This is a genomic window from Streptomyces sp. NPDC033966 (assembly GCF_055575955.1).
The window spans coordinates 721,841-748,800 of the sequence record NZ_JBVIRQ010000001.1 but is presented as its reverse complement, the minus strand read 5'-3'; the positions used below and the strand labels follow the sequence as shown (position 1 = coordinate 748,800).

Annotated in this window: 26 protein-coding genes; 12 read left to right on the top strand and 14 right to left on the bottom strand. The window is 71.6% G+C overall.

Annotated elements, in window-relative coordinates:
* Positions 1-4 precede the first annotated feature (4 nt).
* Entirely contained in the window at positions 5-589 is a 585-nt protein-coding gene (locus ACZ518_RS03440; protein WP_469111332.1) for a TetR/AcrR family transcriptional regulator, read from the bottom strand.
* A gap of 120 nt (positions 590-709) precedes the next feature.
* Between ACZ518_RS03440 and ACZ518_RS03435 the strand changes: the two genes are divergently transcribed.
* The 3 genes from ACZ518_RS03435 to ACZ518_RS03425 all read left to right on the top strand — a co-directional run bounded on the left by ACZ518_RS03435 (position 710) and on the right by ACZ518_RS03425 (position 3,776).
* Positions 710-2,299 carry an MDR family MFS transporter gene (locus ACZ518_RS03435; RefSeq protein ID WP_469111331.1) on the top strand — a complete coding sequence of 530 codons (1,590 nt, stop codon included), beginning with the start codon at positions 710-712 and terminating at the stop codon, positions 2,297-2,299.
* Positions 2,300-2,520: 221 nt separating this feature from the next.
* Entirely contained in the window at positions 2,521-3,342 is an 822-nt protein-coding gene (locus ACZ518_RS03430) for a polysaccharide deacetylase family protein (RefSeq protein WP_469111330.1), read from the top strand.
* A gap of 113 nt (positions 3,343-3,455) precedes the next feature.
* Entirely contained in the window at positions 3,456-3,776 is a 321-nt protein-coding gene (locus ACZ518_RS03425) for a nuclear transport factor 2-like protein (RefSeq protein WP_469111329.1), read from the top strand.
* Positions 3,777-3,788: 12 nt separating this feature from the next.
* Here ACZ518_RS03425 and ACZ518_RS03420 read toward each other — a convergent pair whose 3' ends face one another.
* Positions 3,789-4,922, bottom strand: coding sequence for a serine hydrolase domain-containing protein (locus tag ACZ518_RS03420; protein ID WP_469111328.1), 1,134 nt, complete (start codon positions 4,920-4,922; stop codon positions 3,789-3,791).
* A gap of 178 nt (positions 4,923-5,100) precedes the next feature.
* On the opposite strand from ACZ518_RS03420, the gene ACZ518_RS03415 reads away from it, so the two are divergent.
* Positions 5,101-5,724: a hypothetical protein gene (locus ACZ518_RS03415; RefSeq protein WP_469111327.1), complete on the top strand. Its 624-nt coding sequence runs from the start codon at positions 5,101-5,103 to the stop codon at positions 5,722-5,724.
* A gap of 182 nt (positions 5,725-5,906) precedes the next feature.
* Here ACZ518_RS03415 and ACZ518_RS03410 read toward each other — a convergent pair whose 3' ends face one another.
* From ACZ518_RS03410 to ACZ518_RS03400, 3 genes are all read right to left on the bottom strand, one after another.
* A complete protein-coding gene (locus tag ACZ518_RS03410; RefSeq protein WP_469111674.1) occupies positions 5,907-7,202 on the bottom strand; it encodes an extracellular solute-binding protein in 1,296 nt (431 codons plus the stop codon).
* Positions 7,203-7,505: 303 nt separating this feature from the next.
* A complete protein-coding gene (locus tag ACZ518_RS03405) occupies positions 7,506-8,123 on the bottom strand; it encodes an SMI1/KNR4 family protein (protein WP_469111326.1) in 618 nt (205 codons plus the stop codon).
* 36 nt (positions 8,124-8,159) lie between these two features.
* Positions 8,160-8,531 carry a DUF192 domain-containing protein gene (locus tag ACZ518_RS03400; protein WP_469111325.1) on the bottom strand — a complete coding sequence of 124 codons (372 nt, stop codon included), beginning with the start codon at positions 8,529-8,531 and terminating at the stop codon, positions 8,160-8,162.
* A 201-nt stretch (positions 8,532-8,732) separates the two neighbouring features.
* Here ACZ518_RS03400 and ACZ518_RS03395 point away from each other — a divergent pair, with 201 nt between their 5' ends.
* Positions 8,733-9,476, top strand: a complete 744-nt coding sequence (locus ACZ518_RS03395; RefSeq protein WP_469111324.1) for a prepilin peptidase — start codon at positions 8,733-8,735, stop codon at positions 9,474-9,476.
* A 131-nt stretch (positions 9,477-9,607) separates the two neighbouring features.
* Here the strand turns inward: ACZ518_RS03395 and mgrA are convergent, their stop codons facing one another.
* Complete coding sequence (gene mgrA / locus ACZ518_RS03390) at positions 9,608-10,645, bottom strand: L-glyceraldehyde 3-phosphate reductase (RefSeq protein ID WP_469111323.1); 1,038 nt, start codon at positions 10,643-10,645, stop codon at positions 9,608-9,610.
* A 127-nt stretch (positions 10,646-10,772) separates the two neighbouring features.
* On the opposite strand from mgrA, the gene ACZ518_RS03385 reads away from it, so the two are divergent.
* The 5 genes from ACZ518_RS03385 (at position 10,773) to ACZ518_RS03365 (ending at position 16,434) form a co-directional block, all read left to right on the top strand.
* Entirely contained in the window at positions 10,773-11,534 is a 762-nt protein-coding gene (locus tag ACZ518_RS03385) for an isoprenyl transferase (RefSeq protein ID WP_007266248.1), read from the top strand.
* Positions 11,535-11,839: 305 nt separating this feature from the next.
* Complete coding sequence (locus ACZ518_RS03380) at positions 11,840-13,156, top strand: PhoH family protein (protein WP_469111322.1); 1,317 nt, start codon at positions 11,840-11,842, stop codon at positions 13,154-13,156.
* 414 nt (positions 13,157-13,570) lie between these two features.
* A complete protein-coding gene (locus ACZ518_RS03375; protein WP_469111321.1) occupies positions 13,571-14,290 on the top strand; it encodes an aggregation-promoting factor C-terminal-like domain-containing protein in 720 nt (239 codons plus the stop codon).
* A gap of 118 nt (positions 14,291-14,408) precedes the next feature.
* Complete coding sequence (locus tag ACZ518_RS03370) at positions 14,409-15,761, top strand: AI-2E family transporter (RefSeq protein WP_469111320.1); 1,353 nt, start codon at positions 14,409-14,411, stop codon at positions 15,759-15,761.
* The gene (locus ACZ518_RS03365; RefSeq protein ID WP_469111319.1) at positions 15,745-16,434 is read left to right on the top strand and encodes a hypothetical protein; all 690 of its coding nucleotides are present in this window, start codon (positions 15,745-15,747) and stop codon (positions 16,432-16,434) included. The genes ACZ518_RS03370 and ACZ518_RS03365 overlap by 17 nt, the downstream gene beginning before the upstream one ends.
* Positions 16,435-16,511: 77 nt before the next feature.
* Here the strand turns inward: ACZ518_RS03365 and ACZ518_RS03360 are convergent, their stop codons facing one another.
* The 3 genes from ACZ518_RS03360 to ACZ518_RS03350 all read right to left on the bottom strand — a co-directional run bounded on the left by ACZ518_RS03360 (position 16,512) and on the right by ACZ518_RS03350 (position 18,349).
* Positions 16,512-17,051, bottom strand: coding sequence for an alkyl hydroperoxide reductase (locus ACZ518_RS03360; protein ID WP_125601103.1), 540 nt, complete (start codon positions 17,049-17,051; stop codon positions 16,512-16,514).
* Positions 17,052-17,054: 3 nt separating this feature from the next.
* Positions 17,055-17,609 (bottom strand): peroxiredoxin, encoded by a 555-nt coding sequence (locus ACZ518_RS03355; protein WP_469111318.1) that lies wholly within the window; start codon positions 17,607-17,609, stop codon positions 17,055-17,057.
* A 194-nt stretch (positions 17,610-17,803) separates the two neighbouring features.
* The gene (locus ACZ518_RS03350) at positions 17,804-18,349 is read right to left on the bottom strand and encodes a hypothetical protein (RefSeq protein WP_469111317.1); all 546 of its coding nucleotides are present in this window, start codon (positions 18,347-18,349) and stop codon (positions 17,804-17,806) included.
* A 162-nt stretch (positions 18,350-18,511) separates the two neighbouring features.
* On the opposite strand from ACZ518_RS03350, the gene ACZ518_RS03345 reads away from it, so the two are divergent.
* A complete protein-coding gene (locus ACZ518_RS03345; protein WP_469111316.1) occupies positions 18,512-19,459 on the top strand; it encodes a hydrogen peroxide-inducible genes activator in 948 nt (315 codons plus the stop codon).
* 28 nt (positions 19,460-19,487) lie between these two features.
* Here the strand turns inward: ACZ518_RS03345 and ACZ518_RS03340 are convergent, their stop codons facing one another.
* The 5 genes from ACZ518_RS03340 to ACZ518_RS03320 form a co-directional block, all read right to left on the bottom strand.
* Positions 19,488-21,836, bottom strand: a complete 2,349-nt coding sequence (locus ACZ518_RS03340) for an FtsX-like permease family protein (protein WP_469111315.1) — start codon at positions 21,834-21,836, stop codon at positions 19,488-19,490.
* Positions 21,833-22,519 carry an ABC transporter ATP-binding protein gene (locus tag ACZ518_RS03335; protein ID WP_469111314.1) on the bottom strand — a complete coding sequence of 229 codons (687 nt, stop codon included), beginning with the start codon at positions 22,517-22,519 and terminating at the stop codon, positions 21,833-21,835. Before ACZ518_RS03335 ends, ACZ518_RS03340 begins: the two co-directional genes overlap by 4 nt.
* Positions 22,516-23,040, bottom strand: coding sequence for a PadR family transcriptional regulator (locus ACZ518_RS03330; RefSeq protein WP_125601119.1), 525 nt, complete (start codon positions 23,038-23,040; stop codon positions 22,516-22,518). Before ACZ518_RS03330 ends, ACZ518_RS03335 begins: the two co-directional genes overlap by 4 nt.
* 138 nt (positions 23,041-23,178) lie before the next feature.
* A complete protein-coding gene (locus ACZ518_RS03325) occupies positions 23,179-23,496 on the bottom strand; it encodes a type II toxin-antitoxin system antitoxin (RefSeq protein ID WP_469111313.1) in 318 nt (105 codons plus the stop codon).
* Positions 23,493-24,404, bottom strand: coding sequence for an SPFH domain-containing protein (locus tag ACZ518_RS03320; RefSeq protein WP_469111312.1), 912 nt, complete (start codon positions 24,402-24,404; stop codon positions 23,493-23,495). Before ACZ518_RS03320 ends, ACZ518_RS03325 begins: the two co-directional genes overlap by 4 nt.
* A 244-nt stretch (positions 24,405-24,648) precedes the next feature.
* Here ACZ518_RS03320 and ACZ518_RS03315 point away from each other — a divergent pair, with 244 nt between their 5' ends.
* Positions 24,649-26,940 (top strand): transglycosylase domain-containing protein, encoded by a 2,292-nt coding sequence (locus tag ACZ518_RS03315; RefSeq protein ID WP_469111311.1) that lies wholly within the window; start codon positions 24,649-24,651, stop codon positions 26,938-26,940.
* Positions 26,941-26,960 lie beyond the last annotated feature (20 nt).

Here is a 26,960-nt window from a genome sequence, read left to right as displayed (position 1 = left end):
GCGGCTACGCGTCGCCGCGGTGGGCGCGGGTGATCAGGTCCGTGGCGACCTCCAGGGCCGCCAGCCGGGTCTCCTCCGGGTCCCCCTCCACGTGCTGGAGGAACATCATCCCCGCGTGCAGCGTGAACAGGGCGCTCACGCAGCGCACCTGGTCCGTCAGCGGGCCGTCGTCGTTGCGCAGCAGTTCCACCAGGGTGAACAGTCGGCGCTTGACCGTCTCCCCGATGCTCAGCTCCCGCATCGTGGCCTGGTTCTCCTGCATGAAGCGGTACAGCGACGCGCCCGCCGCCATGGCCTCGCTGTAGCGGCGCAGGATCTCCCGCTTGGTCTCCAGCGTCTTCGGCTGCTCCTGCGCCCACTCGATCAGCTCGTCGATCGGCCGGGTCAGGTCTTCGAAGACGCTGATGATGATGTCTTCCTTGGTCTTGAAGTGGTAGTACAGCGCCGCCTTCGTGACCTCCAGCCGCTCCGCGATCTCCCGCAGCGAGGTCTTCTCGTACCCCTGCTCGGCGAAGAGCTCCAGTGCGACGTCCTGGATGCGCTGGCGCGTGTTGCCACGGCGCGGCTGCTGCGGACCGGTGCTGGACATGGCTCTCCCCGATTACTTACTTGACGCCCGGCTAGTGACGGGTCTACGGTCCCCATTGTAGTGAACTAGCCGGGCGGCAAGTAAGTACCCGGCGCGGTTGAGTGTGAACGGGGAGTGGACATGGCGGAGAACACCAAGGAAGCGGCGGGCGCCGAGGGGGTGAAGCCGCGCAGCGTGCGTGTCGTCCTCATGGCGCTCATGATCGCAATGCTTCTCGCCATGCTCGACAACATGATCATCGGTACCGCGATGCCGACCATCGTCGGCGAGCTCGGCGGCCTCGAACACCTCTCCTGGGTGGTCACCGCCTACACGCTGGCCACCGCCGCCTCCACGCCCATCTGGGGCAAGATCGGCGACATGTACGGGCGGAAGGGCTCCTTCCTCACCTCGATCATCATCTTCCTCGTCGGCTCCGCGCTCAGCGGCATGGCCCAGGACATGGGCCAGCTCATCGGCTTCCGTGCGGTCCAGGGCCTGGGCGCCGGCGGTCTGATGGTCGGCGTCATGGCGATCATCGGCGACCTGATCCCGCCCCGCGAGCGCGGCAAGTACCAGGGCATGATGGCCGGCGTGATGGCCCTCGCCATGATCGGCGGCCCGCTGGTCGGCGGCACCATCACCGACCACATGGGCTGGCGCTGGTCCTTCTACATCAACCTCCCGCTCGGCGCCGTCGCCCTCGCGATGGTGACCGCCGTGCTCCACCTGCCCAAGAAGACCGGACAGGGGCAGCGGCCGAAGATCGACTACATCGGCGCGGCCCTGCTGACCATCGCCATCACCTCGACCGTCCTCGTGACGACCTGGGGCGGCACCGAGTACGCCTGGGGCTCCGCCGAGATCATCGGCCTGATCGTCGTCGGCGTTCTGTCCATCGCCGCGTTCCTCTTCGCCGAGACCAAGGCCGCCGAGCCGGTCATGCCGCTGCACATCTTCCGCAGCCGCAACTTCACCCTCATGTCGGTGATCGGCTTCCTCGTCGGCTTCGCCATGTTCGGCGGCGTGCTCTACCTCCCGCTCTTCCAGCAGTCGGTCCAGGGCGCCTCCGCCACCAACTCCGGCCTGCTGCTCCTGCCGATGCTGCTCTCGATGATGGCCGTCTCGCTCGTCGCGGGCCGGATCACCACCAGCAGCGGCAAGTACAAGGTCTTCCCGATCGCCGGCGGCGCCCTCATGGTCGTCGGCCTGTTCCTGCTCGCCACCATGGACACCGGCACCACCCGCCTGGTCTCCGGCCTCTACATGGCCGTCCTCGGCGCCGGTCTCGGCTTCCTGATGCAGATCACCATGCTGGTCGCGCAGAACAGCGTCGACATGAAGGACATGGGCGTCGCCTCCTCCTCGGCCACCCTCTTCCGCACCCTCGGCGGTTCCTTCGGCGTGGCCCTGATGGGCTCCCTGTTCACCTCCCGGGTCACCGACACCATGTCCGAGCGGCTCGGCCCGCAGGCCGCGCAGGCCGCCGGCTCCGCCCAGCTGGACGCGGCGAGCCTGGCCAAGCTGCCCGAGGCCGTGCGCGACGCCTACCAGCACGCCGTGGCCGCCGGTACCCACTCGGCGTTCCTGCTGGGCGCGGCGATCGCCGTACTGGGCTTCGCGCTCGCCTGGTTCGTCAAGGAGGTCCCGCTGCGGGGCGCGGGTCCGGCCCCGGCCGGCGGCGAGCCCGCCAAGGCCGCGCAGGCCCCGCAGGACTCCTTCGCGCACTGAGCCGCCGCTCACCACCCTGCCTTCGGGCGAGGCGGGTGCGGCCCGGGTTCCCCCGGGCCGCACCCGCCTTTTGCGCGCCCCCAACAGCTGTGACAACTGAGGTTATTGAGGACCAAAGTCCTTATTACCTGGAATTTATTGGGCAATTCGGTGGAACCCCGCCAGTTGTCAAGGCGTCATGACCCACAGGACCCTTGCAAGGCCGGACGGGGAGTGGACACATGACGAGCACGCAGAAGCACGACCTCCGGAACCGGATAGCCGTCGGCGCCTCGGCCGCCGCCGTGGCCGCCACCATCTGGGGCGTGACGGCCCTCGTCGCCCCCGGCGACGGCCCCGCCGCCCGCCAGACCGGTACGCAGACCCCCGGGGGCGGCAACGGGCCGGGCGCCCAGCCGCCCCAGGCGCAGCCGGCCGGGCTGCCCGACAGCATCGCCCACGCCTCCGAGGCCGGCGGCAACGCCGTCAACATCACCATCGACGACGGCCCCGACCCCCGCTGGACCCCGCAGGTCCTGGAGGTACTGGCCGAGCACGACGTCAAAGCCGTCTTCTGCATGATTGGCCCGCAGGCCAAGGCCCACCCCGACCTGGTCAGGAAGGTCGTCGCGGCCGGCCACCGGCTCTGCGACCACTCCATGGACCACGACACGTCCATGGACAAGAAGCCCGTCGCCTACCAGCAGGCGCAGATCCTCGACGCCAAGAAGCTGATCGAGGAAGCCGCCGGCGGCGGCGCGAAGGTCGAGTACTACCGGGCCCCGGGCGGGGCCTTCACCCCCGACAGCCGGAAGATCGCCGCCGCCAACGGGATGCGCCCGCTCGGCTGGAACGTCGACACCAAGGACTTCGGCAAGCCCGGCACCGCCGCCATCGTCGACGCCGTCAAGCGCGAGATCGGCAACGGCCCCACGGTCCTCTTCCACGACGGCGGCGGCGACCGCAAGCAGACCGTCGCCGCCCTCGACCAGGTCCTGACCTGGCTGAAGGAGCAGGGCCGGCCCACCGGCTTCCCGGTGCGCACCGCCGCCGACCCCTCCTGACACGCCGCCGGGCGGCGAACGGGTGAGGGTCGGCCGCCCGGCCCCGCCGGGGGTGTTCCCTGGTCGCGCGCGCAGCGCAGGACGCACGACCACGAACACGACCGGGAGACCCCATGATCAAGCCGGACCAGCTCGCCGACCCCGCCGTCCGGGCCTTCGTCACCGCCGTCAACGCGGGCGACCAGGAGGCCTTCCGGGCCGTCCTGACCCCCACCGCGACCATGTCCGACGACGGCTCGGACCGCGACCTGACCGACTGGGCCGACCGCGAGATCTTCTCCTCCCGCGGTCACATGTCGGTCGAGAAGCAGACCGACGACGGCCGGTCCCTCATCGTCTCCTACCGCAACGACACCTGGGGCGAGATGCGCACCGCCTGGCGGTTCACCGTCTCCGACGGCCACATCAGCCGCTTCGAGACCGGCCAGGCCTGACCGGGGGAGGGCCTACAGCCCCCGCGCCACCGCGAGCACCGCCGCCGTCAGGCGCCCGTTCTCCGGGGCCAGCCCGCCCGGGAAGCCGAAGCGGCGGCGCGTGTACCCGTACGCGATCCCCGTGACCGGGTCGGCGAAGCCGTTGCCGCCCGCCGCGCCGCAGTGCCCGAAGGCCTCCGGGCCCACCGCCGGCTGGGTCTCGAAGCCCAGCCCGAAGTGGTCCGCCTCCGAGGTCACCCGGTCCTGGCCCGGCGTGTGCAGCCGCGCCACGTCGGCCACCGTCGCCGGCTCCAGCAGCGCGGGCCGGCCGTCCAGCCCGCTGATGGCCGCCGCGTACAGGGCGGCCACCCCGCGCGCCGTGCCGCTGCCGCCCGCCGAGGCCGGGCCGAGGGCCTTCACCTTCGGGTGGTTGGCGTACTCGACGACGTCCATCGGCTGCTCGTGGTGCGCGTTGAAGGCGGTCCTCATCATCTCGGGCAGCGGCCCGCCCGCCGCGAGCAGCTCCTGCTGCGCGGGCGTCGGCAGCATCTCCAGGACCGGCTTCCAACGGCCCTCCAGCTCCGCCGGCAGCCCCATGTACAGGTCCAGCCCGTACGGCGCCCGCACCCGCTCCTCGTAGACCTCCTGGAGCGAGCGGCCCGTGGCCCGCCGCACCACCTCGCCCGTCAGCGCGCCGATCACGAACGCGTGGTAGCCGTACGCGGTGCCGGGCTCCCAGAACGGCTCCTGCACCGCCAGCCGGGCCGCGATGAACGCGTCGTCCGCGACCTCCTCGTACGAGAAGCCCTCGTCGGAACCGATCAGCCCGGCGCGGTGCGCGACGAGCTGCCGCACCGTCAGCCGCTCCTTGCCGTGCCCGGTGAACTCCGGCCAGTACGCCGACACCGGGCGCTCCAGATCCAGTACGCCCTCCTGCGCCAGCAGCGCCACGACCAGGTGCGCGGCGCCCTTGGTGAGGGAGAAGACCCCGCTCAGGGTGGCCCCGTCGGTGTCCTCGCCGCCCCACAGGTCCACCACGGTCCGCCCGTGGTGGCGCACGGCCAGCTGGGCCTCCGGCGGGTTCGGCTCCGAGGCCACGAACGCCTCGAACTCCTCCCGTACCGTCTCCCAGCCCGGTGCGACCGTCCCGTCAACCGTCATGCCCATGGCGTCCCCCGTGGTCGTGCGGGGACCGTTCCCCGTCCGGCACAGAGAACCAGAGGCACCCGGAGCGCGTTCCGGGCCGGAACGGAATCTGTCACCTGTGCGTCCGCCGGCCGCTCCGTACGGGTGAACGCGCGCACGGCGTCGTTCCGGCCCGCCGCGGGGGCCCGTTGGGCCGGGCATGAAGCGCACTCGCACCGCCGCCCTCGCCCTCGCCGCGGCAGCCGCGGCCGTCGCCCCCGCCCTCGGCCAGGCGTCCGCCACCGCCGCCCCGGGCACCGACTACGTCCAGGACCCGGCCGGGGGTGAGCACGCGATGAAGACCCTGTGGACCAAGGACAAGAAGCACAAGCTGGAGGGCCAGGTCCGCTTCCACCCGGGGATCCAGTACGGGACGGTCTCCCGCCCGTCGCACCCCCACGACCCGAGGAGCGAGCGCCAGGTCCCCGACCCGGACACGCTCTCCTGGACGCCTTCGTACGAGTTCGCGTGGGCGGTGTCCGACGCCCTGGTGAACCCGGGCCTGACCACGAAGAACGACACGCACCCGATCGTCGTGCACGCGGTGCTGCGCGATGCGAAGGGGGTCGCGCGGGCCGAGGTGGAACGGAAGCTGACGGGGCAGCCGGCGACGGGGCGTCAGAAGGTCGCGGGCGGCAGGAAGATCGCGTGTGACACCGGCGAGTACACGGTGGAGTGGTCGGTCACGCGCACCCACTACGGGACGCTGACGGGCACCCTGCGCTGGGACTCCGGATGCGAGCGGTACCGCAAGGCGTTCTCCGCGGAGAACGGCCGGGCCTAGGGGGTGGCTGGCGGGAGGCAGCGGGACCGGCAGGGGGGAGGGGAGGAGGCCTGTCGCCCCGCGCACCTTGTGGGTGCTCGGCGGGCGACGGGGCCGCGGCCTTGGATCAAGTGCCGACAGCCATTCTGCCGTACGGGATGGGGTGCGGCAGGGAGGCGAAGGTCCCTGATTGCGGGGGACCTTCAGTGCTTCTTCCGCGAGGCGGCGTTCGCCTTCGCGGCGATGTCCTCCAGGACGGCCTTCGGGCTGGCGCCCGGTTCCACGGCCCGCCCGATGTTGCGCTTGATGGTGTCGCTGACCGACATCCAGGCCGGGTTGTTGACGGGGTAGAGCTGGGCGCCGCGCAGGGCGGTCAGGAACTGCTCGTCGTTCTTGTCGAGGCCGCCGCCCGAGGGGGTGCGGGAGGCGGTGACGGTCGAGGGCAGCAGGTGGTAGCGGCCCGCGAAGTCCGACAGGTTCTTGTCCTGGTAGACGAAGTCCAGGAACTTGCCGATCTCCTCGCGCTTGCCGTTCTGCTTGAAGGCCATCATCCAGTCGGCCACGCCCACGGTCGGCGGGTTCTCGCCGGTGCCGAGGTAGTCCGAGACCGGCATGGACACGGCGCCGACGGTGATGCCCTTGGCGCGCGCCTCGTGGGAGAGGGACGGGTAGCCGTTGAGCATGCCGACCTCGCCGCGCAGGAACGCCGCGAAGGCGTCGGCGCGGTTGAGCTGAGAGGGCGGGGTCGGGCCGGTCAGCCCGGGGTTCACCATCCTCTCCCGGAGCCAGTTGAAGGTCACGACGTTCTGGTCCGAGGCCAGGCTGTAGTTGCCGCTGCTGTCGGCGTAGCCGCCGCCGTTGGACAGCTCCCAGATCATCGCCTCCGCGTGCGCCTCCTCGGGCCCCAGCGGCAGGGCGAACGGGCACTTCACGCCCTTGGCCTTGAGGGCCTTGGCCGCGGTCTCCAGATCCGCCCAGGTCTTCGGCTGCCAGCTGGTCGAGCCGTCCCTGGCGACGAGGCCGGCGTCCGCGAACAGCTTGGTGTTGTAGAAGAGCAGGCGGCTGCTCGCCACGAAGGGCAGGCCGTAGAGGGTGTTGCCGACCGATCCGGCCTCGGCGAGGGGCTGGAGGAAGTTGGCCTCGGCGCTGATCGAGAGCAGTTCTTCCGCGGAATACAGCTTGCCCTCGGCGGCGAAGTCCGAGTAGGAGCCCATGAGGGCCATGTCCGGCGCCTTGCCGGCCTCGACCATACGGGAGACCTCGCGGTCGATGTCGGCCCACGGGAGGAGCTCGACCTTGACCTTGATGCCGGGGTTGGCCTTGGTGAAATCGGCCGTCACCTTGTCCCAGAAAGCCTTCGAACTGGTGGCGGGGGTGTTGCCGTATTCGGCCGCGATCAGGCGCAGCGTGTCGCCGCCGCCGTCACCGGAGGAGCTTCCGCAGCCGGACAGCGGTATGAGTAGACCGAACACGGCTGCCGTGGCGGCCGAGCCGAACATTCTTCGTCGCACGGGTGGATACCCCTGATTTTCTTTTGATTCCCGTTATTACTTATGAGTTGCTCCGGGCTGGGGTGTCCCGCCGTGGCCCGTCTGGCCGGAATTCTCTCCCGAGGACGGTCGGCTTGAATGCATTGGGTCCGTACTTGTGTTCAATGCTCCAATCAAGGGTTTTCCGAATTGTGTTTTCCGATATGGGTGCCGGATATGCGACGCGCGTAGACATGCCGAAAAGCCCGTTTCCGGCGGAGAAACGGGCTGGGTGTGATTTCGGGCGGGCCGGCCGGGGGCCCGGCCGGTCGGCTAGTCGGCGAACTCGCCGGCGTAGGGGTCGGGCTCGCCGGTCTCGGGGTTGCGGCCCTCCTGCCAGCGCCGCTGGGCCTTGCGCCAGTGGACGAAGCTGAGGTGCCCGGCGTCCCAGAAGGTGATGCTCACGGGGCTCACGTCGAACTCGTCGGAGCAGAGCCGGAGCAGGAATTCGGCCATGCCGTACGGGTGGACGGCGAAGGCGTCGGCGGTGTGCCGGCCGACGACCAGCACCGGCCAGCGGTCCGGGTCCGGGTCGGTGGTGAGCCAGCACAGGATGTCGGACCCGCCGGTGACGCCCCAGGCGATGATCGACTCCGGGTCCACGCCGAACGCGGCCCGGCCGCCCCCGGCCTCCCAGAGCTGCCGCGCGTTGGCGGTCTCCTCGGCCATCTCGGCCGGGTCCCACTGGAGTCCGGGCTTGGGCAGCGGCAGCAGGATGCCGGCCTCGCCGTTGATGGAGCCGGCGCCGTAACGCCCCATGAACGCGACGAAGTCGGAGGGGAAACGGGTTCCCCAGACGGCCTCGGCCGCCTGCCAGTCGACGTCCTCGTCGGCGCCGTGCGTCGCCGGCATGATCTGCTCAAGCGCCTTGATCCGCGCGTTCTCCGTCATGCCGCTCCCCTGAGACCCCAGCTCAACCGCCCCAACCTACCGCCCCGTGCCGGGACGTCCAGACGTCGAGACGGCGACGGGGCTCCCCACGGCCAGGCCCCACGCGGCCATGGCCCCCGCCTCGGCCTCCAGCACGTGCCGGGAGCGGAGCCGGGGCAGGCCCAGGCGGCCCGGGACCATGGTGGTCAGTGCGATCACGCGCATCCGGCGGTCGAGGTAGGCCACGTCGATCGGGAACCGCATCCGGAAGGTGTGCACGCTCCCCGCCGGCGTCAGCAGCAGCGCCCCCTCGACGCCGTCCCGGCCGAGCAGGCCGCGGGTGCGGGCCCGGTAGGAGGCGGCGACCTCCAGGGGGACCGCCGTGGTGCCGATGAGGAGGGTGCCGGGGCCGTCCTGCCAGTACGCCATGCGGCTCACCCTAGGGGGTGCCAGGCGGCCCGGGCCCGGCCCTGATCCACCAGACCCCCCCTAGGGGGCCGGCTGTCCAGCCCCGCCGGCGTTCGAGGCGCGGGCGCGGTAGAGCCGTGTCCGTGGCCCCGCCTGCGGGGGCGGCGGCGTTGGGCCCCCGGGCCCATCCCGCGGAGCGGCCCGGCGGCCTACCGTCGCCGGATGGGCGCACTCGTGATCACCCTCGCCGCCGCCGCGTACGGCGCCACCGCCGGCCTGGCGCTGCCCCGCGCCGCGTACCGGCTCTCGGTGGCCCCGGGCGAGCCCTGGCGCGGGCACTGCCCCGACGGGCACCCGCTGCGGGGGTGGCTCGGGCCCGCCCGGTGCGACCCCGGCGGGGCCGGTGGGCCGGCGGCGCGGCGCTACGGCCGCCGCGCCGGGTGGGCCGCCCTCCTCACCGCCGCCCCCTGCGCGGCCCTCGCGGCGGGCGTCGGCCCGCGCCCCGAGGCGGCGGTGTTCGTCGCGCTCGCGCCCGTGCTGGTGCTGCTGGCCCTCGTCGACCTCGCCGTGCACCGGCTGCCGGACGTGCTCACCCTCCCCCTGGCCGCAGCCTCCACCGCACTGCTCGGCGCGGCCGCGCTGCTCCCGGGCGCCGCCGGGTCCTGGCGGCTCGCGCTGCTGGGCGGGCTCGCGCTCGGGGCCTCGTACCTCGTGCTGTTCCTGATCAACCCGGCCGGGATGGGGCTGGGCGACGTCAAGCTGGCGCTCGCGCTGGGGGTCGCTCTTGGGTGGTACGGGTGGGGGGTATGGGCGGCCGGGGCGTTCCTGGGGCTGCTCTACGGCGCCGTATACGGCCTCGGCCTGGTGCTGGGCGGCCGCGCGGGCCGTGACCAGGGCTTCGCCTTCGGCCCCTTCATGGCCGCCGGAGCCCTCACCGGAGTGCTGCTGGGCGGATTCGGAGCGTAATCGTTTTGCGGCAATGCACGCAGGACGCTTTACGAAGGGTTATGGTGGAACCCCCCCCTCGGGCCGGTCCGTATCCCCCCCACGGACCGGCCCGTTTTTCGTTCCACGCACCCTCAGGGCAAAAGCGCAGGTCAGCCGCGCTGGGCCCAGATGTTGGTGCCGGGGGTGGACACCGCGAAGGAGTCGATCTCCTTCAGCTCCTGCTCCGTGAGCGGCGCACCGGCCAGCGCGGCGATGTTCTCCTCCAGCTGCTTCACGCTCGACGCGCCGATCAGCGCGGAGGTCATCCGCTCGTCGCGCAGCACCCAGGTGAGCGCCAGCTGGGCCAGCGACTGGCCGCGGCGGGCCGCGATGTCGTTCAGGCCGCGCAGGCGGCGCACCACGTCCTCCGAGAGCAGCTCGGGGTTCAGGGACTTGCCCGCGGCCGCCCGGGAGTCCTCCGGGATGCCCTGGAGGTACTTGCCGGTCAGCATGCCCTGCGCGAGCGGCGCGAAGGAGATGCAGCCCATGCCGGCCTCCTCCAGGGTGTCCAGCAGCGCGTCCTCCTCCGTCCAGCGGTTGATCATGGAGTACGAGGGCTGGTGGATCAGCGGGCGCACGCCCATGTCCGTCAGGATCCGCGCGGCCTCCGCCGTCTGCTCCGCCGTGTAGGAGGACACGCCGACGTACAGCGCCTTGCCCTGCTGGACCGCGGACGCGAGCGCGCCCATGGTCTCCTCCAGCGGGGTCGCCGGGTCGAAGCGGTGCGAGTAGAAGACGTCGACGTAGTCCACGCCCATCCGCTTCAGCGAGGCGTCGAGCGAGCCGAGGAGGTACTTGCGGCTGCCCCATTCGCCGTACGGGCCGGGGTGCATGAAGTAGCCGGCCTTGGTGGAGAGCACCAGCTCCTCGCGGTAGCGCGCGAAGTCCTGGGCGAAGATCTTGCCGAAGTTCAGCTCGGCGGAGCCGGGCGGCGGGCCGTAGTTGTTGGCCAGGTCGAAGTGGGTCACGCCGAGGTCGAAGGCGCGGCGCAGGATGGCGCGCTGGGACTCGAGGGACCGGTCGTCCCCGAAGTTGTGCCAGAGGCCCAGGGAGATCGCCGGGAGCTTGAGGCCGCTGCGACCCGTGCGCCGGTAGTGCATGGAGTCGTAGCGCGAGGGCTCTGCCCGATAGGGATTGTTATCAGTCACGATGTCCTTGCTATCACGGACTTGTGACGGGCCGAGTTGGGTACCCGATCCCGGCGCGCAGTAATGTGGCGGACTCGGGGGAGACCGCAATTCGCACGGGGGCATTGCACGGAGGGGCTCGAAGATCGTGAAGCTGCGCGACCTGGTGTACAGGCTCTATGCACGCCGGGTGGAAGGCCGCCTCGACCATGACGCGTCGCCCAAGCACATCGGCGTCATCCTGGACGGGAACAGGCGCTGGGCCAAGGCGTCCGGAGGTACGACGGAGCAGGGCCACCAGGCCGGCGCCGACAAGATCTCCGAGATGCTCGGCTGGTGCACCGAGACGGACGTCGAGGTCGTCACCCTGTGGATGCTCTCCACGGACAACCTGGACCGGCCGGAGGTCGAGCTCCGGCCGCTGCTCAACATCATCGAGAACACGGTCCGGGGCCTCGCCGAGGACGGCCGCTGGCGCGTCCACCACGTGGGCAACCTGGACATCCTGCCCGCGCGGACCCAGACGGTGCTGAAGGAGGCCGAGCAGGCCACCCACGACATCGACGGGATACTCGTCAACGTCGCCGTGGGCTACGGCGGCCGGCAGGAGATCGCCGACGCGGTCCGCTCGCTCCTGCTGGAGCACGCCGAGAAGGGCACCTCCTTCGAGGAGCTCGCCGAGGTCCTGGACATCGACCACATCGCGGAGCACCTCTACACCCGCGGCCAGCCCGATCCCGACCTGGTGATCCGCACCAGCGGCGAGCAGCGGCTGTCCGGGTTCATGCTGTGGCAGAGCGCCCACTCCGAGTACTACTTCTGCGAGGTCTTCTGGCCGGCCTTCCGCAAGGTCGACTTCCTGCGCGCCCTGCGCGACTACGCCGCCCGCCACCGGCGCTACGGCACCTGACCCACCCCCAGGACACCCCCTCGGCCCCACGCGAACCCTTCACCAGGGATTCACCGAGCGTCCGTCATATGCCATGGCATGGCACCGCACGTTCGAGGGCATAACCCAGGCAGGTCGACGCCCGATCCACGGGTGTCGAGTCTCAGCGGACGGCACAGGGCCGTCCGCCCGGGAGGCCCTTTGCACCAGGACGCGCGTGCGGTTCGCACGGACGGATTGGAGGGCCGGGATTCGGCCCTGGCACTGGCGCCGATGACCGGTCCGGTCTTCATGGCCCGACCTCTTCCGAGGGGGTACGTCCTTCCGTGGTGACCAGCACAAAGCGCCGCCTGCCCGACAGGCGGACCTACGTCCTCGACACCAGCGTCCTGCTGGCAGACCCCAACGCGTTCTCCCGCTTCGACGAGCACGAGGTCGTGCTCCCGATCGTGGTGATCACCGAGTTGGAGGCCAAGAGGCACCATCCCGAACTCGGCTACTTCGCCCGTCAGGCCCTGCGCCTGCTCGACGACTTCCGGGTCCGCTACGGTCGCCTCGACGCCCCCATCCCGCTGGGAGATCTGGGCGGCACCCTGCGCGTCGAGCTCAACCACTCCGACCCCGGCGTCCTGCCGGCGGGCTTCCGGCTCGGGGACAACGACTCGCGGATCCTCGCGGTCGCCCGCAACCTCCAGGCCGAGGGCTACGACGTCACGGTCGTCTCGAAGGATCTCCCGCTGCGCATCAAGGCCTCCTCCGTGGGGCTGCTCGCCGAGGAGTACCGCGCGGAGCTCGCCATCACCGACGCCGGCTGGACCGGCATGAGCGAGCTCGCCCTGTCGGGGGAGCAGGTGGACCTCCTCTACTCCGAGGAGCGGCTCTACGTACCGGAGGCCGCGGAACTGCCCGTGCACACCGGGCTGGTCCTCCAGTCCGAGCGCGGCAAGGCCCTGGGCCGGGTCACGGCCGACGGCAACGTGAAGCTCGTACGGGGCGACCGCGAGGCCTTCGGGCTGCACGGGCGCAGCGCCGAGCAGCGCATCGCCCTGGACCTGCTCCTCGACCCGGAGATCGGGATCATCTCGATGGGCGGCCGGGCCGGCACCGGCAAGTCGGCGCTGGCGCTGTGCGCGGGGCTGGAAGCGGTGCTGGAGCGGAGGCAGCACCAGAAGGTCATGGTCTTCCGTCCGCTGTACGCGGTCGGCGGCCAGGACCTCGGGTACCTGCCCGGAGACGCGGCCGAGAAGATGAGCCCCTGGGCGCAGGCGGTCTTCGACACCCTCTCGGCGGTCGCCGGGCGCGAGGTCATCGAGGAGGTGCTCGGGCGCGGGATGCTGGAGGTCCTGCCGCTCACGCACATCCGCGGCCGCTCGCTGCACGACGCGTTCGTCATCGTGGACGAGGCCCAGTCCCTGGAGCGCAACGTCCTGCTGACCGTTCTGTCCCGAATCGGGGCCAATTCGCGGGTTGTTCTCACCCACGACGTGGCCCAGCGCGACAATCTGCGCGTCGGCCGGTACGACGGAGTGGTCGCCGTCGTTGAGAAGCTGAAGGGGCATCCGCTCTTCGCCCACGTGACGCTGACCCGCTCCGAGCGCTCCCCGATCGCCGCCCTGGTGACGGAGATGCTGGAGACCCTCTAGGAGGGAACGGGGTAAAACCCCCATAGCGGGACGGTCAGTTGGCGCCGCCCGGCAAAGGCGCAGGAGCCTAGCCGGGCGGCGCCCTGCTGCACAGGTGTTTTCCCGAATCACCGGCATCACAGCAGGTGTGACCTTTCACACGCAACGCGGAATTGCCTTGCGGCGTCGAGGTCCGGCAGAGTCTGGTTTCCGTCAGGCCCCGCATACGGCACCCTTGTATCTCCGGTTGAGATGCGCGCAGTACGAACAACTCCACAGCCGATGTCCGTATGCCGCCCGGTACAGCAGGCAGCCCCCGCGAGGGAGTTGCCCACGGGCCAGCGTCTCCAGTGACCTCAACACCACGGAGACCAGTGTCGAGGGGGCACTCTTGCGACCGCGCGGTCACTGCGGACGCTGCTGGAAGGACACCGTGTGAGCCGGATCTCGGTCCGGGGGTTCGCAGTGGCTTCGGCCACCGCGGTCACCACCGTCGGCGCAGTCGTGGGCGTCGCCACTGGCGATGCCGCATCCAACGACATCGAGACGACCGCTTCCGGCGCGACTCTCCTCACCGACCTCCCGGTCGGCGAGCAGGCCCAGGTTCAGAGCGCCACGTTGGCGCAGCAGGCCGACAGCATCGCCCACGCCGCCGACGCCGACGCCAAGCGCTCGGTGGAGGAGGCCGCCCGCATCCAGGCCGCCGAGGACGCCAAGTCCAAGAAGGCGGAGGCCGAGAAGGCCGAGCAGGCGAAGAAGGCCGAGGCCGACGCCAAGCTCAAGGAGCAGCGCGACGAGGAGGGCGAGGTCGCCAGCCGGTCCGCGGCCCGCGACGCCGGCGACTTCCCGGTCCAGGGCTCCTACACGGTCGCCCAGGTCAAGGACATCGCGCGCCAGCTGGTCCCGGCGGGCCAGTTCCAGTGCTTCTCGAACATCATCAACCAGGAGTCCACCTGGAACTACAAGGCCGTCAACTCCTCCTCGGGAGCCTACGGTCTGGTCCAGGCGCTCCCCGGTTCGAAGATGGCCTCGGCCGGCTCCGACTGGCGCACCAACCCGGCCACCCAGATCAAGTGGGGCCTGGGCTACATGAACGAGCGCTACGGCAGCCCGTGCAGCGCCTGGAGCTTCCACCAGGCCAACGGCTGGTACTAGAGCCCTGGCATAGGGCCCGCGTACAACCTCGGGGAACCCCGCACCGTCCAACGGTGTGGGGTTCCTCGCGTGTACGGTCGTGCGAGGTGTCACCGCTGGGCGGGGGGAAAGGAACGACATGGCGAAGAGGGCAGGCTGGCTCGGCCGGCTCGGCAGCAGGCTGAGCCGGATGGAGGCGGCCCTGGACGAACGGCGTGCCGAGGTCGAGGCCGAGGCCGCTGGCGAACCGCCGCTGCCCGCCCCCGCCCCCGCCCCCGCCCCCGCCCCGTCGGCGGCGGCGGAGGACGCCGTGGCGCCGGGCGGGCACGGGGCGCCCGCGCGGCCCGACCCGGTGACCGTCATCCCGTGGGGGGTTCGGGTCGCCGCCGAGGCGAGCTGGCGGCTGCTGCTGCTCGCCGGGATGGTCTGGGTCCTGATGAAGGTGATCAGCGAAGTCCGCCTGGTCGTCCTCGCCTTCGCCGCCGCCCTGCTCGTCACCGCGCTGCTCCAGCCGTTCGTGGTGCGGCTGCGCCGGCTCGGCCTGCCGCGCGGGCTCGCCACGGCCGTCACGGCGATCCTCGGCTTCGTCGTCATCGGGCTGGTCGGCTGGTTCGTGGTCTGGCAGGTCATGGAGAACCTCGACGACCTCTCCAACCGGCTCCGCGAGGGCATCAACGAGCTCAAGAGCTGGGCACTGGACAGTCCGTTCCACGTGACCGAGAAGCAGATCAACGACATCGCGAAGAACCTCAGCGAGACCATCGGCACCAACACCGAGGAGATCACCTCCGCCGGCCTGCAGGGCGTGACGGTGCTCGTCGAGGTGATGACGGGCATGCTGCTCGCGATGTTCTCGACGCTCTTCCTGCTCTACGACGGCAAGAAGATCTGGACCTGGGTGCTGGGCCTCGTCCCGGCCGCCGCCCGCCCCGGTGCCGCGGGCGCGGGCCCGCGCGCCTGGCGCACGCTGACCGCGTACGTGCGCGGCACGGTGCTCGTCGCGCTGATCGACGCCGTGTTCATCGGCCTCGGGCTGTACTTCCTCGACGTGACGATGGCCGTTCCGCTGGCCGTGTTCATCTTCCTGTTCGCCTTCATCCCGCTCGTCGGCGCCGTGATCTCCGGCGCGCTCGCCGTGGTCGTGGCGCTGGTGACGCAGGGGCCCGTCATCGCGCTCGCGGTGCTGGGCGTGGTGCTGGCGGTCCAGCAGATCGAGGGGCACGTGCTCCAGCCCTTCATCCTCGGCCGGGCCGTACGGGTCCACCCGCTCGCGGTGGTGCTCGCGGTGGCGGCCGGCGGGATGATCGCGGGCATCGGCGGAGCCGTCGTCGCGGTGCCGCTGGTGGCCGTCACCAACACCGTGGTGGTCTACCTGAGGGCCTATTCGCGCGAGCGGAACCACGGGGTCGCCGCCGCCACGGGTCCGGGCCCGCACGGGGCCACGGCGGTACGGGCCGCCGCGCTGGAGGCCGGGGATGATCAGCGAGCCTGAGCTCGAAGGGGAGTGGACCGACGGCTCCCCGGCCGAGCTCGCCGGCCCGCCGGCGCGGCCCGGGGGCCGGGAGGGGCGCCGGCGCGCTCCCTGGCTCTGGGCCCTGGGCGGGGCCGTGCTGGCCTCCGCCGTGTGGGCGGGGGCGCTGGTGGTGCAGGAACGTCACGCCGCCGCCGGGCCGCCCGTCGCGTACCGGCACAGCGAGCAGCTGTGCGGGGAGGTCCCGCTGAAGGCGGTGGGGGCGGTGCTCGGGGGCCTCGGTGTGGGCATGCCGAGCCACGGGGAGGACGCGGCACTGGACTGGTCGCACTGCTACTCGATCGGGGGGCGGCAGGACCGGCCCTTCACGCACGACGCCCAGGTGCTGGTCGAGCTGCACAAGAAGACCGACCCCGAGGCCGAGTTCGGCTCCGGACCCGTCCTCAACGAGAACCTGCGCTCGCCGTCCGTCGTGCCGGAACAGGTTCCCGGCCTCGGCGAGCGGGCGGTGTTCTCAGGGCAGGAGGCCGGGCCCCGGCTCCAGGTGCTGGACGGCGGGGCCGTGTTCACCATCCGGGTCACGTGGTGGGTGGACCAGGACGGCGAGGACGGCGACCTCGACGAGACCGCCCTCAAGGCGGCGATGGTCGAGGACATGCGCGCGCTGATGGACCGGCTGCGTCGCAAGAAGTGACCCGCGACGCGACGTGCCCCCGCGGCCCGGAAGGGCAGCGGGGGCACGGTGGCGCGCAGGAGCACTCCTGCGGGTGACTACTCGGCGGCCAGGGCCGCTTCCGCGTCGAGGGTGACGGCGACGGCCTGGATCACCGAGGCGATCTTGAAGGCCTCCTGGACCGTCTCGCGGTCGACGCCCGCCTTGCGCAGGACCTGCTCGTGCGAGTCCAGGCACTGGCCGCAGCCGTTGATCGCGGAGACCGCGAGCGACCACAGCTCGAAGTCGACCTTCTCCACGCCCGGGTTGCCGATGACGTTCATCCGCAGGCCCGCGCGCAGCGTGCCGTACTCCGGGTCGGAGAGCAGGTGGCGCGTCCGGTAGAAGACGTTGTTCATCGCCATGACCGCGGCGGCGGACTTGGCGGCGTTGTACGCCTCCGGGGACAGCGCGGCCTTGGCCTCCGGCTCCAGCTCACGCAGGACGCGCGGGGAGCGGGCGGCGATCGCGCAGGACAGGACGGTGCCCCACAGCTGCTGCTGGGTCAGGGTGTCCTGGTTGCCGATGACCGAACCGAGGTTCAGCTTCAGGTCCTTGGCGAAGTCAGGTATGGCCGACTTCAGGGTGTCGAGGGACATCCGTCACTCACCGGCCAGCAGGGCGCCGGCGTTCAGGGTGTCGTCGCCCTTGGTCCAGTTGCAGGGGCACAGCTCGTCGGTCTGCAGGGCGTCGAGGACCCGCAGGACCTCCTTGGGGTTACGGCCCACGGAACCGGCGGTCACCATGGCGAACTGGATCTCGTTGTTCGGGTCGACGATGAAGACCGCGCGCTTGGCGAAGCCGTCCTCGCCCTCGACGCCGCAGGCCTGCATCAGGTCGTGCTTGACGTCGGCCAGCATCGGGAAGGGCAGGTCACGCAGGTCGGCGTGGTCCTTGCGCCAGGCGTGGTGGACGTACTCGGAGTCGCCGGAGACGCCGAGGATCTGCGCGTCGCGGTCCGCGAACTCGTCGTTCAGCTTGCCGAACGCGGCGATCTCGGTCGGGCACACGAAGGTGAAGTCGGCAGGCCAGAAGAACACCACGCGCCACTTGCCCTCGTAGGACTTGTGGTCGATCTGCGCGAACTGCTTGTCGGCGTCGAGGGAGACGCAGGCGGTCAGATCGTACGTGGGGAACTTGTCACCGACAGTGAGCACGTGCTCTCCTTGCGAAATGGGAAAGTAGTCCCTTTTGGGGGCTTTCCCTGAGGGGTTGGACGGTCTCACATGCTGGCACAGGCAGCATTGATCGCAGAAATTGCAAACGGTGACTGGGGTGATCAGGCTTCCCTATCAATGTCCATGTACGGGCAGAAAATGGCGGAGGGTGATCGGTTCTCGGCAGCCTTGTCCTACTCGGAGGTCCCCGTCTGCCCGTCCTGCTTGCCTCCGCAGAACGTATTGGCGGCCAGCTTCGCGCCGGCGTCGTAGCCCGCCTGCCAGTCGGGGTCGACCTCGCCCAGGGTCTGCGGCGGCTTGGCGTCGCAGTGTGCCCTGATCGTCCGGAAGCCCTTCTGGAAGCCCTTGTCGTACTGGGCCTTCGCGTCCCCGCCCCTGTCCGTGCCGTCCTTCGCGGGGTCCGTCCCGCCCGCGCAGGTCACGCCCGCGACCGTGTAGTGGCCCGGGGGCAGGGGGTGGAGCGATACGGAGCCGCCCGTGACCTTGGCGGTGGGATTGCTGTAGCCGTTGTCGCCCGTGACCGCGACGGTGGGCCCGGTGAACCCGCTGCCGTTGAGCGTCCAGTTGTCCGGCGGCTTGTAGTAACCACTCTCCGCGACGTTGCACGTGCCGGCCGCGGGTGCCGCCGGCGCGGCGTGGGCCGGCAGCGCCGGGCCCAGGACCAGCGGTGAGGCCGCCAGCGGGGCGAGGGCGACGATCTGCAGGAGCCTGTTCCTCATGGCTGCCTCCCGGGCGAAGGCCGCGGCCGGCCCTTCCTGCCCTACCTCCACTCTCATGCGCCGCGGGGAGGCCCGCAGCGCGGGGCCCGGGGGAGCGGCCGGAGCGGCCTGGTCCGGAGGACACGGCCTACTCTTGTGGCAGGTGATCGGAGGTACCTGTCAGTGGCCGTCAGCAGCAGAGGACAGAAGCAGCCGACGCTGGCGCAGCTGCGCGCTTTCGCGGCCGTCGCCGAACACCTGCACTTCCGGGACGCGGCCGCGGCCATCGGCATGAGCCAGCCCGCGCTCTCCGGAGCCGTCTCCGCGCTGGAGGAGGCCCTCGGCGTCCAGCTGCTGGAGCGCACCACCCGCAAGGTGCTGCTCTCCCCGGCGGGCGAGCGGATCGCGGCCCGGGCCCGGACGGTGCTCGACGCCATGGGCGGCCTGCTGGAGGAGGCCGAGGCCGTACGGGCCCCCTTCACCGGGATCATGCGGCTCGGGGTGATCCCCACGGTCGCCCCGTACCTGCTGCCGACCGTGCTCGGACTGTTCCACCGGCGCTACCCCCGGATGGACCTCCAGGTGCACGAGGAGCAGACCTCCTCGCTGCTGGAGGGACTGGCCGGCGGGCGGCTCGACCTGCTGCTGCTCGCCGTGCCGCTCGGTGTCCCCGGGGTCACCGAACTGCCCGTCTTCGACGAGGACTTCGTCCTCCTGGCACCCCGCGAGCACCCGCTCGCCGGGCGGCGCGACATCCCGCGCGAGGAACTGCGCGACCTGCGGCTGCTGCTGCTCGACGAGGGGCACTGCCTGCGCGACCAGGCCCTCGACATCTGCCGCGAGGCGGGCCGGGCCGAGGGGGCCGCCGTCACCACGACCGCCGCCGGGCTGTCCACCCTCGTACAACTGGTCGCCGGAGGGCTGGGCGTGACCCTGTTGCCGCGCACCGCGCTGCGGCTGGAGACCGCGCGCAACGAGTACCTGGCCACCGGCTACTTCGCCGAACCCGCGCCCTCGCGGCGGATCGCGCTGGCCATGCGGACGGGGACGGCCCGGCAGGAGGAGTTCCGGGCCATCGCGGCGGCCCTGCGCGAAGCCGTACGCCCGCTCCCGGTGTGGCCCGCCGAGTAGGCCGGGAGCGGGCGTACGGCTCCGCGCGCTACTCCGTACGCAGCCCGTCCGGGCGCATCAGCCGCAGCAGCGGCGGCAGGCTCAGCAGGGTGACCGCCGCGACCAGCCCCGCGCCGGTGCCGGTCAGCAGGAGCACCTGGGTCCACTCGACCCGCACCGGGACGTGCGCCATCCCCATCAGCACCGAGCCCAGCCCGATGCCGGCCCCCGCCGCCAGGACCAGCCCGACGGCCACCGGCAGGGCCGTCTGCCAGAGCACCGACAGGCACAGCGTCGAGCGCCTGGTCCCGAAGGCGACCAGGGCGGCGAGCAGCCTCCTGCGCTCGCGCAGCTGCTCCAGCTGGCCGACCAGCAGGCTGGTGCCGATCAGGACCAGGACGCCGGCCGCGCCGAAGAACAGCCCGGCCCGGATCCCGGTGAACGCGCGGTACTGCTGCGTGGACCGCAGGGTCATGGCCGTGGCGAAGGGGTCCGCCTTGAAGGCCGCGGTGCGCACCCGCTCCAGCGCGCCCGGCACGGAGTCGTCGAGCTGGACGTAGACCTGCGCGAACTGGGCGCGCCCCATGTCCTTCGGCGCGGCGGACGGGGTGGCCAGCAGGCCGGTGCGGAGCCTGCCCGTCGGGTCCTCGCGGGGGCGGACGGTGCGGGCGCCGGCCGGGACGGTCCACTCGACGGTCTTCCCGCCCAGGGCGGCCGAGGCCTGCGGGGTGATCCTGACGTCGCCGGCGAAGACCCGGTCCCCGGGAGCGACGGCCCCCTCCAGCGGGCCGCCGCCGAGGACGAACACGTCACCGTCCCGGCAGGGGCCGAGCTCCGCGACCTCGGTGAGCGCCTCGCAGGTGCCGATGGTCAGGTCGGGCGAGCCGGGGCTCGGGACCTGCCGGGCGATGCCCACGGTGTTCAGCGGGACGGCCCGGGCGACGCCCGGGGTCCCGGCGATCCGCCGGCCGAGGGCTTCGAGACCGGCCTCGGTGCCGCCGTGCATCATGACCGCGACCGAGGCGCGGGACGGGTCCTGCCCGGTCTCCTCGGTGAGTTCGCCCTCGACGCCCGAGAAGAGCATCTGGAGGGCGATGGCCCCGGCGACCGCCACCGCGATGCCGTTGACCAGGCGCGCGGAGGGGCCGCTGGAGACCTGGAGGCGGCGCACGGCCAGCTGCCACGAGACGGGCCCGCCGCGCATCCGGCCGACGCAGCGTTCCAGCAGCCAGGGGAGCAGGGCGGTGACCCCGACCAGCAGCAGCACCACGCCACCGCTGACCTGCCACTGGTTGAACCGGCCGCCGTCGATGCCGCGCTTCGCCAGCGGCAGGAGCAGCCCGAGCCCGCCGAGCGGCAGCAGCAGCCGCCACCACACGCGGCGCCGGCGCGGCACAGCCGTCCGCAGGACGCCCAGCGGCTCGATGACCACCCCGCGCAGCGTGAACAGGGTCACGGCCACGGCCGCGGCCGGCACCGCGAGGGCCACCAGGGCGACCAGCCCCGGCGCGGGGGTCAGGTCGGCCGGGAAGACGCTGCGCTGACCGAAGGAGAGGGAGCCGACCAGCCGTCGGCCGGCCACGAAGAACGCGGAGCCCAGCAGCAGCCCGGCCACCGCTCCGGCCAGCGCCTCGCCGGCCGCGATCCGGCGGACCGTCCGCCCGTCGGCGCCGACCAGGCGCAGCGCGGCGAGCCGCTGGTCGCGCCGTTCCCCGCCGGAGCGGACGGCGGCGGCGATGAACACGGTGACCGGCAGCAGCAGGGCGACGAAGGTCAGCAGGACCGTGAGCATCAGCACCGGGCTGAGCTCCGTGCGCCGCGGATCGGGGGCGAAGCCGGTGACGCGCTGGACGCGGAACTCGCCCGGCTCGGTCGCCGGGAGGCTGTCGGCGCCCCGGTAGAAGACGAGCTCGGCCGGGCCGGTCAGGCCGGCGTCGCCGATGACCCCGGCGATCCCGCCGTCGAGGCGTTCGCGCAGCAGGGCGCCGTCCGCGGACCGCAGCAGCTCGCGCAGGGCGGGGGAGACGGCCAGCTCGCCGGGGGCGGGGAAGGCCCTCAGCCCCGGCGGCAGCGGGGCGTCGGGGCCCTCCGGCTTCAGCAGCCGGCCCTCGATGTCCTGGCCGCGGTACGTCATGTCGGCCCGGGCTATCAGCAGGGTGTCGCGGCCCGGCGCCGCCGCCGTGGGGGCGCCGAGGAGGGAGCGGGCGTCGCCGCGCTGCTGGCGGGCGGTGAGCGCGCCCGGCACGGCCGTGCTGATCAGCAGCAGCGCGACGCCGAGGCCGACGCCGACACCGGTGAACAGGGTCCGCAGCCACCCCTCGCGGCCGCCGCCGAGGGCGAACCGGGCGCCCATGGCGAGGTCCCGGGACCACACGAGGGCCTTGCCGGGCGCGCTCATATGACCGGCTCCATGTCGCGGGAGCGGCCGTCGCGTATGACGATCTCGCGGTCGGAGTACGCGGCGACGCGGGTCTCGTGCGTGACGAGGACGACGGCGGCGTTCGCGGACCGGGCGGCCTCGGTGAGGAGCTGCATCACCAGCTCGCCGTTGAGGGAGTCCAGGGCGCCCGTGGGCTCGTCCGCGAAGATCACCCGGGGTCCGGTGACCAGGGCCCGTGCCACGGCCACCCGCTGGCCCTGGCCGCCGCTGATCTCGCCGGGGCGCTTGGCGGCGAGGTCCTCGACCTGGAGCCGCTCCATCCAGCGCAGCGCGGTCCCCTCGGCCTCCTTGCGCCGGGTCCCGGCGAGGCGCAGCGGCAGGGCCACGTTCTCCACGCAGGTCAGCTCGGGGACGAGCTGGCCGAACTGGAAGACGAAGCCGAACTCGCTGCGGCGCAGCGCGCTGCGTCCGGCGTCGTTCATCACGGACAGCTCCCGTCCGGCGTAGGTGACGCTGCCGGAATCCGGGGTGACGATCCCGGCGAGGCAGTGCAGCAGCGTCGACTTGCCGGAACCGGAGGGCCCCATGACGGCGACGACCTCGCCGGGGTGGATGGAGAACCCGGCGCCGTCCAGGGCCTTGGTGGGCCCGTAGGACTTGCGCAGGTCCGCGGCGGCGAGCAGCGTGCCGGCCGGGGTCATCGGCGTACCTCCCGGGCGAGCTGGTCGAGGCGGGCGGCGGTGAGCTCCAGCCAGCGCAGGTCGGCCTCCAGGTGGAACAGGGCGTGGTCGCAGACCAGCTGGTCGGCGATGTCGCCCTTGCGCTTGCGCTGGGTCAGGATGCGCATCAGCCGCAGGTGCTCGGCGCGCTGGGTGTCGAGGAGCTCGTTGGCGCTGCGGTGGGTGAGCAGCGCCAGGACCACCTTGGTGTACAGGGTCGACTGGAGGTACGGCTCGGGCTTCTCGGGCTGGGAGAGCCAGTGCTCGACGTCGGTGACGCCGGCGTCGGTGATCGCGTACCGCTTCCGCTCGGGGCCGCCGCCGCTCTCGACCCCGTCGACCTCGACGAGGCCGTTCTTCAGGAGCCGGGACATGGTCGAGTAGACCTGCCCGTAGGCGAGGGGACGGTCGTGGCCGAAGGTCTCGTCAAAGGCGCGCTTGAGGTCGTAACCGTGGCGCGGGCCGGCCTCCAGGAGGCCGAGCAGGGTGTGGCCGATGGACATGGCGGCGACTATACACGCCGTGTATACGCATGGTGAATAGTCATCTGACGTGCGGATACGCCCAGCGGGCACGCCAGAGGCCCGCCGACGGCGGGTCGGCGGGCCTGGATGGGCTTACGGGCTTACGGGCGTACCGGCTCAGGAATCCGGCGCGTTGCGGGGGCGGCCGCGCGGGGGGATCGGGGCGGCGCCGCCGGGGAGCCGCCCCGACTCGGACAGGGCCCTGCGCAGCAGGAACTCGATCTGCGCGTTCGCGCTGCGCAGCTCCTCGCCGGCCCAGCGCGCGAGGGCGTCGTAGACCTGCGGGTCGAGCCGCAGGAGCACCTGCTTGCGCGCCTGCCGTGCCGCCCGGGCGGGCTTGCCCTCGGCCGGGCCCGGGGCGGAACCGGAACCGGAGTCGGAACCGGCCCCCTGGCCCTGGGGGCCGCCGGGGCGGGGGGCGGCGGAGGGGGTCACTGGTAGAGGGTGCCCGTGTTGATGACCGGCGTGGCCGCGCGGTCGCCGCAGAGCACCACCATCAGGTTCGAGACCATGGAGGCCTTGCGCTCCGGGTCCAGGTCCACGATGTCCTCCTCGGCCAGCCGGGTGAGGGCGAGCTCCACCATGCCCACCGCGCCCTCGACGATCTGCTTGCGGGCCGCCACGACCGCGCCCGCCTGCTGGCGCTGGAGCATCGCGGAGGCGATCTCCGGAGCGTACGCGAGATGCGTGAAGCGGGACTCGATGATCTCCACGCCCGCCGCCTCGACCCGGGTCGCCAGCTCGGCCGCGAGCTTCTCGGTGATCTCCTCGGCGTTGCCGCGCAGCGACAGGCCGCCCTCGTCGTGGGAGTCGTAGGGGTACTCGATCGCGATGTGCCGGACCGCCGCCTCGGTCTGGGTCTCGACGAACTCCGTGAAGTCCTCGACCTCGAAGACGGCGCGCGCGGTGTCGGAGACCTTCCACACCACGACCGCCGCGAGCTCGATCGGGTTGCCGTAGGCGTCGTTGACCTTGAGGACGGCCGTCTCGTGGTTGCGCACCCGGGTGGAGATCTTCTGGCGCGAGGTCAGCGGGTTGACCCAGCGCAGTCCGTCCGCGCGGACCGTGCCCCGGTAGCGGCCGAACAGCTGGACGACCCGGGCCTCGCCCGGGGCCACGGTGTTGAGGCCGGTCATCGCGAACAAGGCGGCGACGATCAGCAGGGCGCCCAGCGGGATCAGCGTCGCCTTGACCGCCGTCGCACCCGACACGGCGGCGACCGCCAGCAGGCCGGCGCCGCCCGCCACGCCCGCCAGCCCGAGCAGCAGGGCGGGTCCGCCGCCGACGCTGCGCGCCGTGAACTCCCGTACCTCGCTCGGTCGCGAGTCCGTAGTGATTGCCATGGAATGCCCCCGTTTGGTCTGTCGTGTCCGGTCGTCGTCGACCGTGCTGCTCTATCAAAGTGATATCACTTTTTGCGGACACCGCAACCCTTCCGGCATCGTGGGCGTCGGTTCCATCGGAGTGGGTGCTGATTCTCACGTCCGAATTGACCGGTATTGATCTGGGTTGATCAACCTTTGTCACAGCCTGCGGTGTTAGTTTTCTGAGCTGACGTCGGGGGGGTAATCGAGCGGAGCGGGAGCGATGGGCCGAGCAGATGCGCGACGGGCGCAGCAGCAACGCGGTGCGCGGAAAGCGCCGAGCGGGCGCGCCGGCGGGCGCACGGGCAAGGCGACCGGGAAGCGCAGCGGCATACGCCGCTTCCTCAACTGGAAGACGCTGCTGGGGACTTTCCTCGGCGGCATCCTCCTCCTGGTGGTCGCGGCCGTAGCCCTCTACTTCTCCGTGGACGAGCCGAGCGACCCGAACAAGACCGCCACGCTCCAGAGCAACACGTACAAGTACGCCGACGGTTCGATCATGGCCCGCACCGGCGACATGAACCGCGAGATCGTCACGATCGACAAGATCCCCGAGGACGTCCGCACCGCGTTCATCGCGATCGAGAACAAGACCTTCTACACGGACCGCGGCGTCGACGTCATGGGCGTGGCCCGCGGCCTCGTCAACACGGTCCGCGGCAAGGGCACGGCCGGCGGTTCGACGATCACCCAGCAGTACGTCAAGAACTACTACCTGACCCAGGACCAGTCGCCGACGCGCAAGCTGCGCGAGCTGATCATCTCGCTCAAGGTCGACCAGCGGATGGAGAAGCCCGACATCCTCGCCGGTTACCTGAACACCAACTTCTACGGCCGCAACGCGTACGGCATCCAGGCCGCCGCCCAGGCCTACTACGGCGTCGACTCCGACAAGCTGACCCTGGAGCAGGGCGCGTACCTCGCCGCCGTCATCCAGGCCCCCAGCCAGTACGACTGGGCGACCGCCGGCCCCAACGGCAAGCGGCTGGTCATGATCCGCTTCAACGCCGTCCTCGACAACATGGTCGAGATGGGCAAGCTGGACGCGGCCAAGCGCAAGGCCATGCAGTTCCAGGAGCCGATCAAGCCCAAGCCGCGTCCGGGCATGGACGGGCAGAAGGGCTACCTGATCCAGGCCGCCGAGGTCGAGATGAACCGGCAGGGGATCAAGGACGCCGAGATCAACGCCGGCGGCTGGACGATCACCCTCGCCATCGACAAGAAGAAGCAGGCCGCGCTGGAGAAGGCCGTCCAGGACGAGCTGGAGTCCAAGCTCGACCGCAAGGACACCAAGAACCGGCCCCAGGACCAGAGCGTCCAGGCCGGCGCCACCTCCGTCGACGCCAAGACCGGCCACATCGTCGCGATGTACGGCGGCGTGGGCCTGACGGAGAAGGCGGCGAGCAACGCCCTGCGCACCGACTTCCAGCCGGGTTCGACCTTCAAGCCGATCGTGCTGGCCTCCGCCCTGGAGAACGGGTCGAAGACCCAGGACGGGCGCCCGATCAACCCGAGCACCCTCTACGACGGCACCAGCAAGCGCCCGGTGGTCGGCAGCGACACCCAGTTCGCCCCGCAGAACCAGGACAACGAGAACTACGGCGACCCGATGATCTCGGTCCAGGACGCCACCAACTCCTCCGTCAACTCGGTGTACGCCCAGATGATCGTGGACGCCAAGCCGACGAACGTGAAGAAGACCGCGATCGCCATGGGCATGGTCGACCGCCCGGGCTGGCCGGCCGACAAGCCCGCCATGTCGCTCGGCACGATGAGCGCCAACACCGTCGAGATGGCCGCCGTCTACGCCACCCTCGACAACCACGGCAAGAAGGTCACCCCGACCATCATCAAGAAGGCCGAGCACAAGGACGGCGAGTTCAAGCCCGTCACCCCCATCGGCTCCCAGGCGCTCACCAGCACCACCGCCGACACCGTGACCAAGGTCCTCACCGGCGTCGTCGAGAACGGCTCCGGCAAGGCCGTCCGCAGCTCCGCCTACGAGGCCGCGGGCAAGACCGGTACCACCGAGTCCAACGTGGCCGCCTGGTTCACCGGCTACACCCCGGAACTGGTCACCGTCGTCGCGATGTTCGGCGAGGACCCCAACACCCACGGCCAGGTCACCCTGACCGGTACCGCCGGCAAGGGCCGCGCGGGCGGCTCCAGCTTCCCCGCGCAGATCTGGCAGGCGTACACGACGGCCGCGCTCAAGGGCCAGACCGCGGGCCAGTTCGACCTGGACGACGCCAGGATGGGCACCCCGGCGCCCTCCCGCGCCGCCACCCCGTCGAGCACCCCCAGCGGCTCCGTCTCCCCGTCGCCGACCGGCTCCGGCAGCACCCGCCCCACCGGCACCCCGGACCCGTCGGGCAGCTCCGGCGGCTCGACCCCGCCGACCGGCAAGCCCTCGCCGCCGACCGGCAAGCCGACCGCGCCGACGGGCAAGCCGACCGGGCCGACGAAGGAGCCGACCCCGCCCCAGCCGCCCCAGCCGAACCTGCTGGAGCGCTAGCGAGCCCCCCTGCCCGGCCC

Bases quoted from the DNA above. Each gene is read 5' to 3' on its own strand.
- ACZ518_RS03365 (WP_469111319.1), top strand. From the start codon at position 15,745: ATGATCAGCGAGCCTGAGCTCGAAGGGGAGTGGACCGACGGCTCCCCG.
- ACZ518_RS03415 (WP_469111327.1), top strand. From the start codon at position 5,101: ATGAAGCGCACTCGCACCGCCGCCCTCGCCCTCGCCGCGGCAGCCGCG.
- ACZ518_RS03400 (WP_469111325.1), bottom strand. From the start codon at position 8,531: ATGGCGTACTGGCAGGACGGCCCCGGCACCCTCCTCATCGGCACCACG.
- ACZ518_RS03430 (WP_469111330.1), top strand. From the start codon at position 2,521: ATGACGAGCACGCAGAAGCACGACCTCCGGAACCGGATAGCCGTCGGC.
- ACZ518_RS03425 (WP_469111329.1), top strand. From the start codon at position 3,456: ATGATCAAGCCGGACCAGCTCGCCGACCCCGCCGTCCGGGCCTTCGTC.
- ACZ518_RS03340 (WP_469111315.1), bottom strand. From the start codon at position 21,836: ATGAGCGCGCCCGGCAAGGCCCTCGTGTGGTCCCGGGACCTCGCCATG.
- ACZ518_RS03350 (WP_469111317.1), bottom strand. From the start codon at position 18,349: ATGAGGAACAGGCTCCTGCAGATCGTCGCCCTCGCCCCGCTGGCGGCC.
- ACZ518_RS03440 (WP_469111332.1), bottom strand. From the start codon at position 589: ATGTCCAGCACCGGTCCGCAGCAGCCGCGCCGTGGCAACACGCGCCAG.
- ACZ518_RS03435 (WP_469111331.1), top strand. From the start codon at position 710: ATGGCGGAGAACACCAAGGAAGCGGCGGGCGCCGAGGGGGTGAAGCCG.
- ACZ518_RS03370 (WP_469111320.1), top strand. From the start codon at position 14,409: ATGGCGAAGAGGGCAGGCTGGCTCGGCCGGCTCGGCAGCAGGCTGAGC.
- ACZ518_RS03315 (WP_469111311.1), top strand. From the start codon at position 24,649: ATGGGCCGAGCAGATGCGCGACGGGCGCAGCAGCAACGCGGTGCGCGG.
- ACZ518_RS03330 (WP_125601119.1), bottom strand. From the start codon at position 23,040: ATGTCCATCGGCCACACCCTGCTCGGCCTCCTGGAGGCCGGCCCGCGC.
- ACZ518_RS03320 (WP_469111312.1), bottom strand. From the start codon at position 24,404: ATGGCAATCACTACGGACTCGCGACCGAGCGAGGTACGGGAGTTCACG.
- ACZ518_RS03405 (WP_469111326.1), bottom strand. From the start codon at position 8,123: ATGACGGAGAACGCGCGGATCAAGGCGCTTGAGCAGATCATGCCGGCG.
- ACZ518_RS03360 (WP_125601103.1), bottom strand. From the start codon at position 17,051: ATGTCCCTCGACACCCTGAAGTCGGCCATACCTGACTTCGCCAAGGAC.
- ACZ518_RS03420 (WP_469111328.1), bottom strand. From the start codon at position 4,922: ATGGGCATGACGGTTGACGGGACGGTCGCACCGGGCTGGGAGACGGTA.
- ACZ518_RS03335 (WP_469111314.1), bottom strand. From the start codon at position 22,519: ATGACCCCGGCCGGCACGCTGCTCGCCGCCGCGGACCTGCGCAAGTCC.
- ACZ518_RS03410 (WP_469111674.1), bottom strand. From the start codon at position 7,202: ATGTTCGGCTCGGCCGCCACGGCAGCCGTGTTCGGTCTACTCATACCG.
- ACZ518_RS03395 (WP_469111324.1), top strand. From the start codon at position 8,733: ATGGGCGCACTCGTGATCACCCTCGCCGCCGCCGCGTACGGCGCCACC.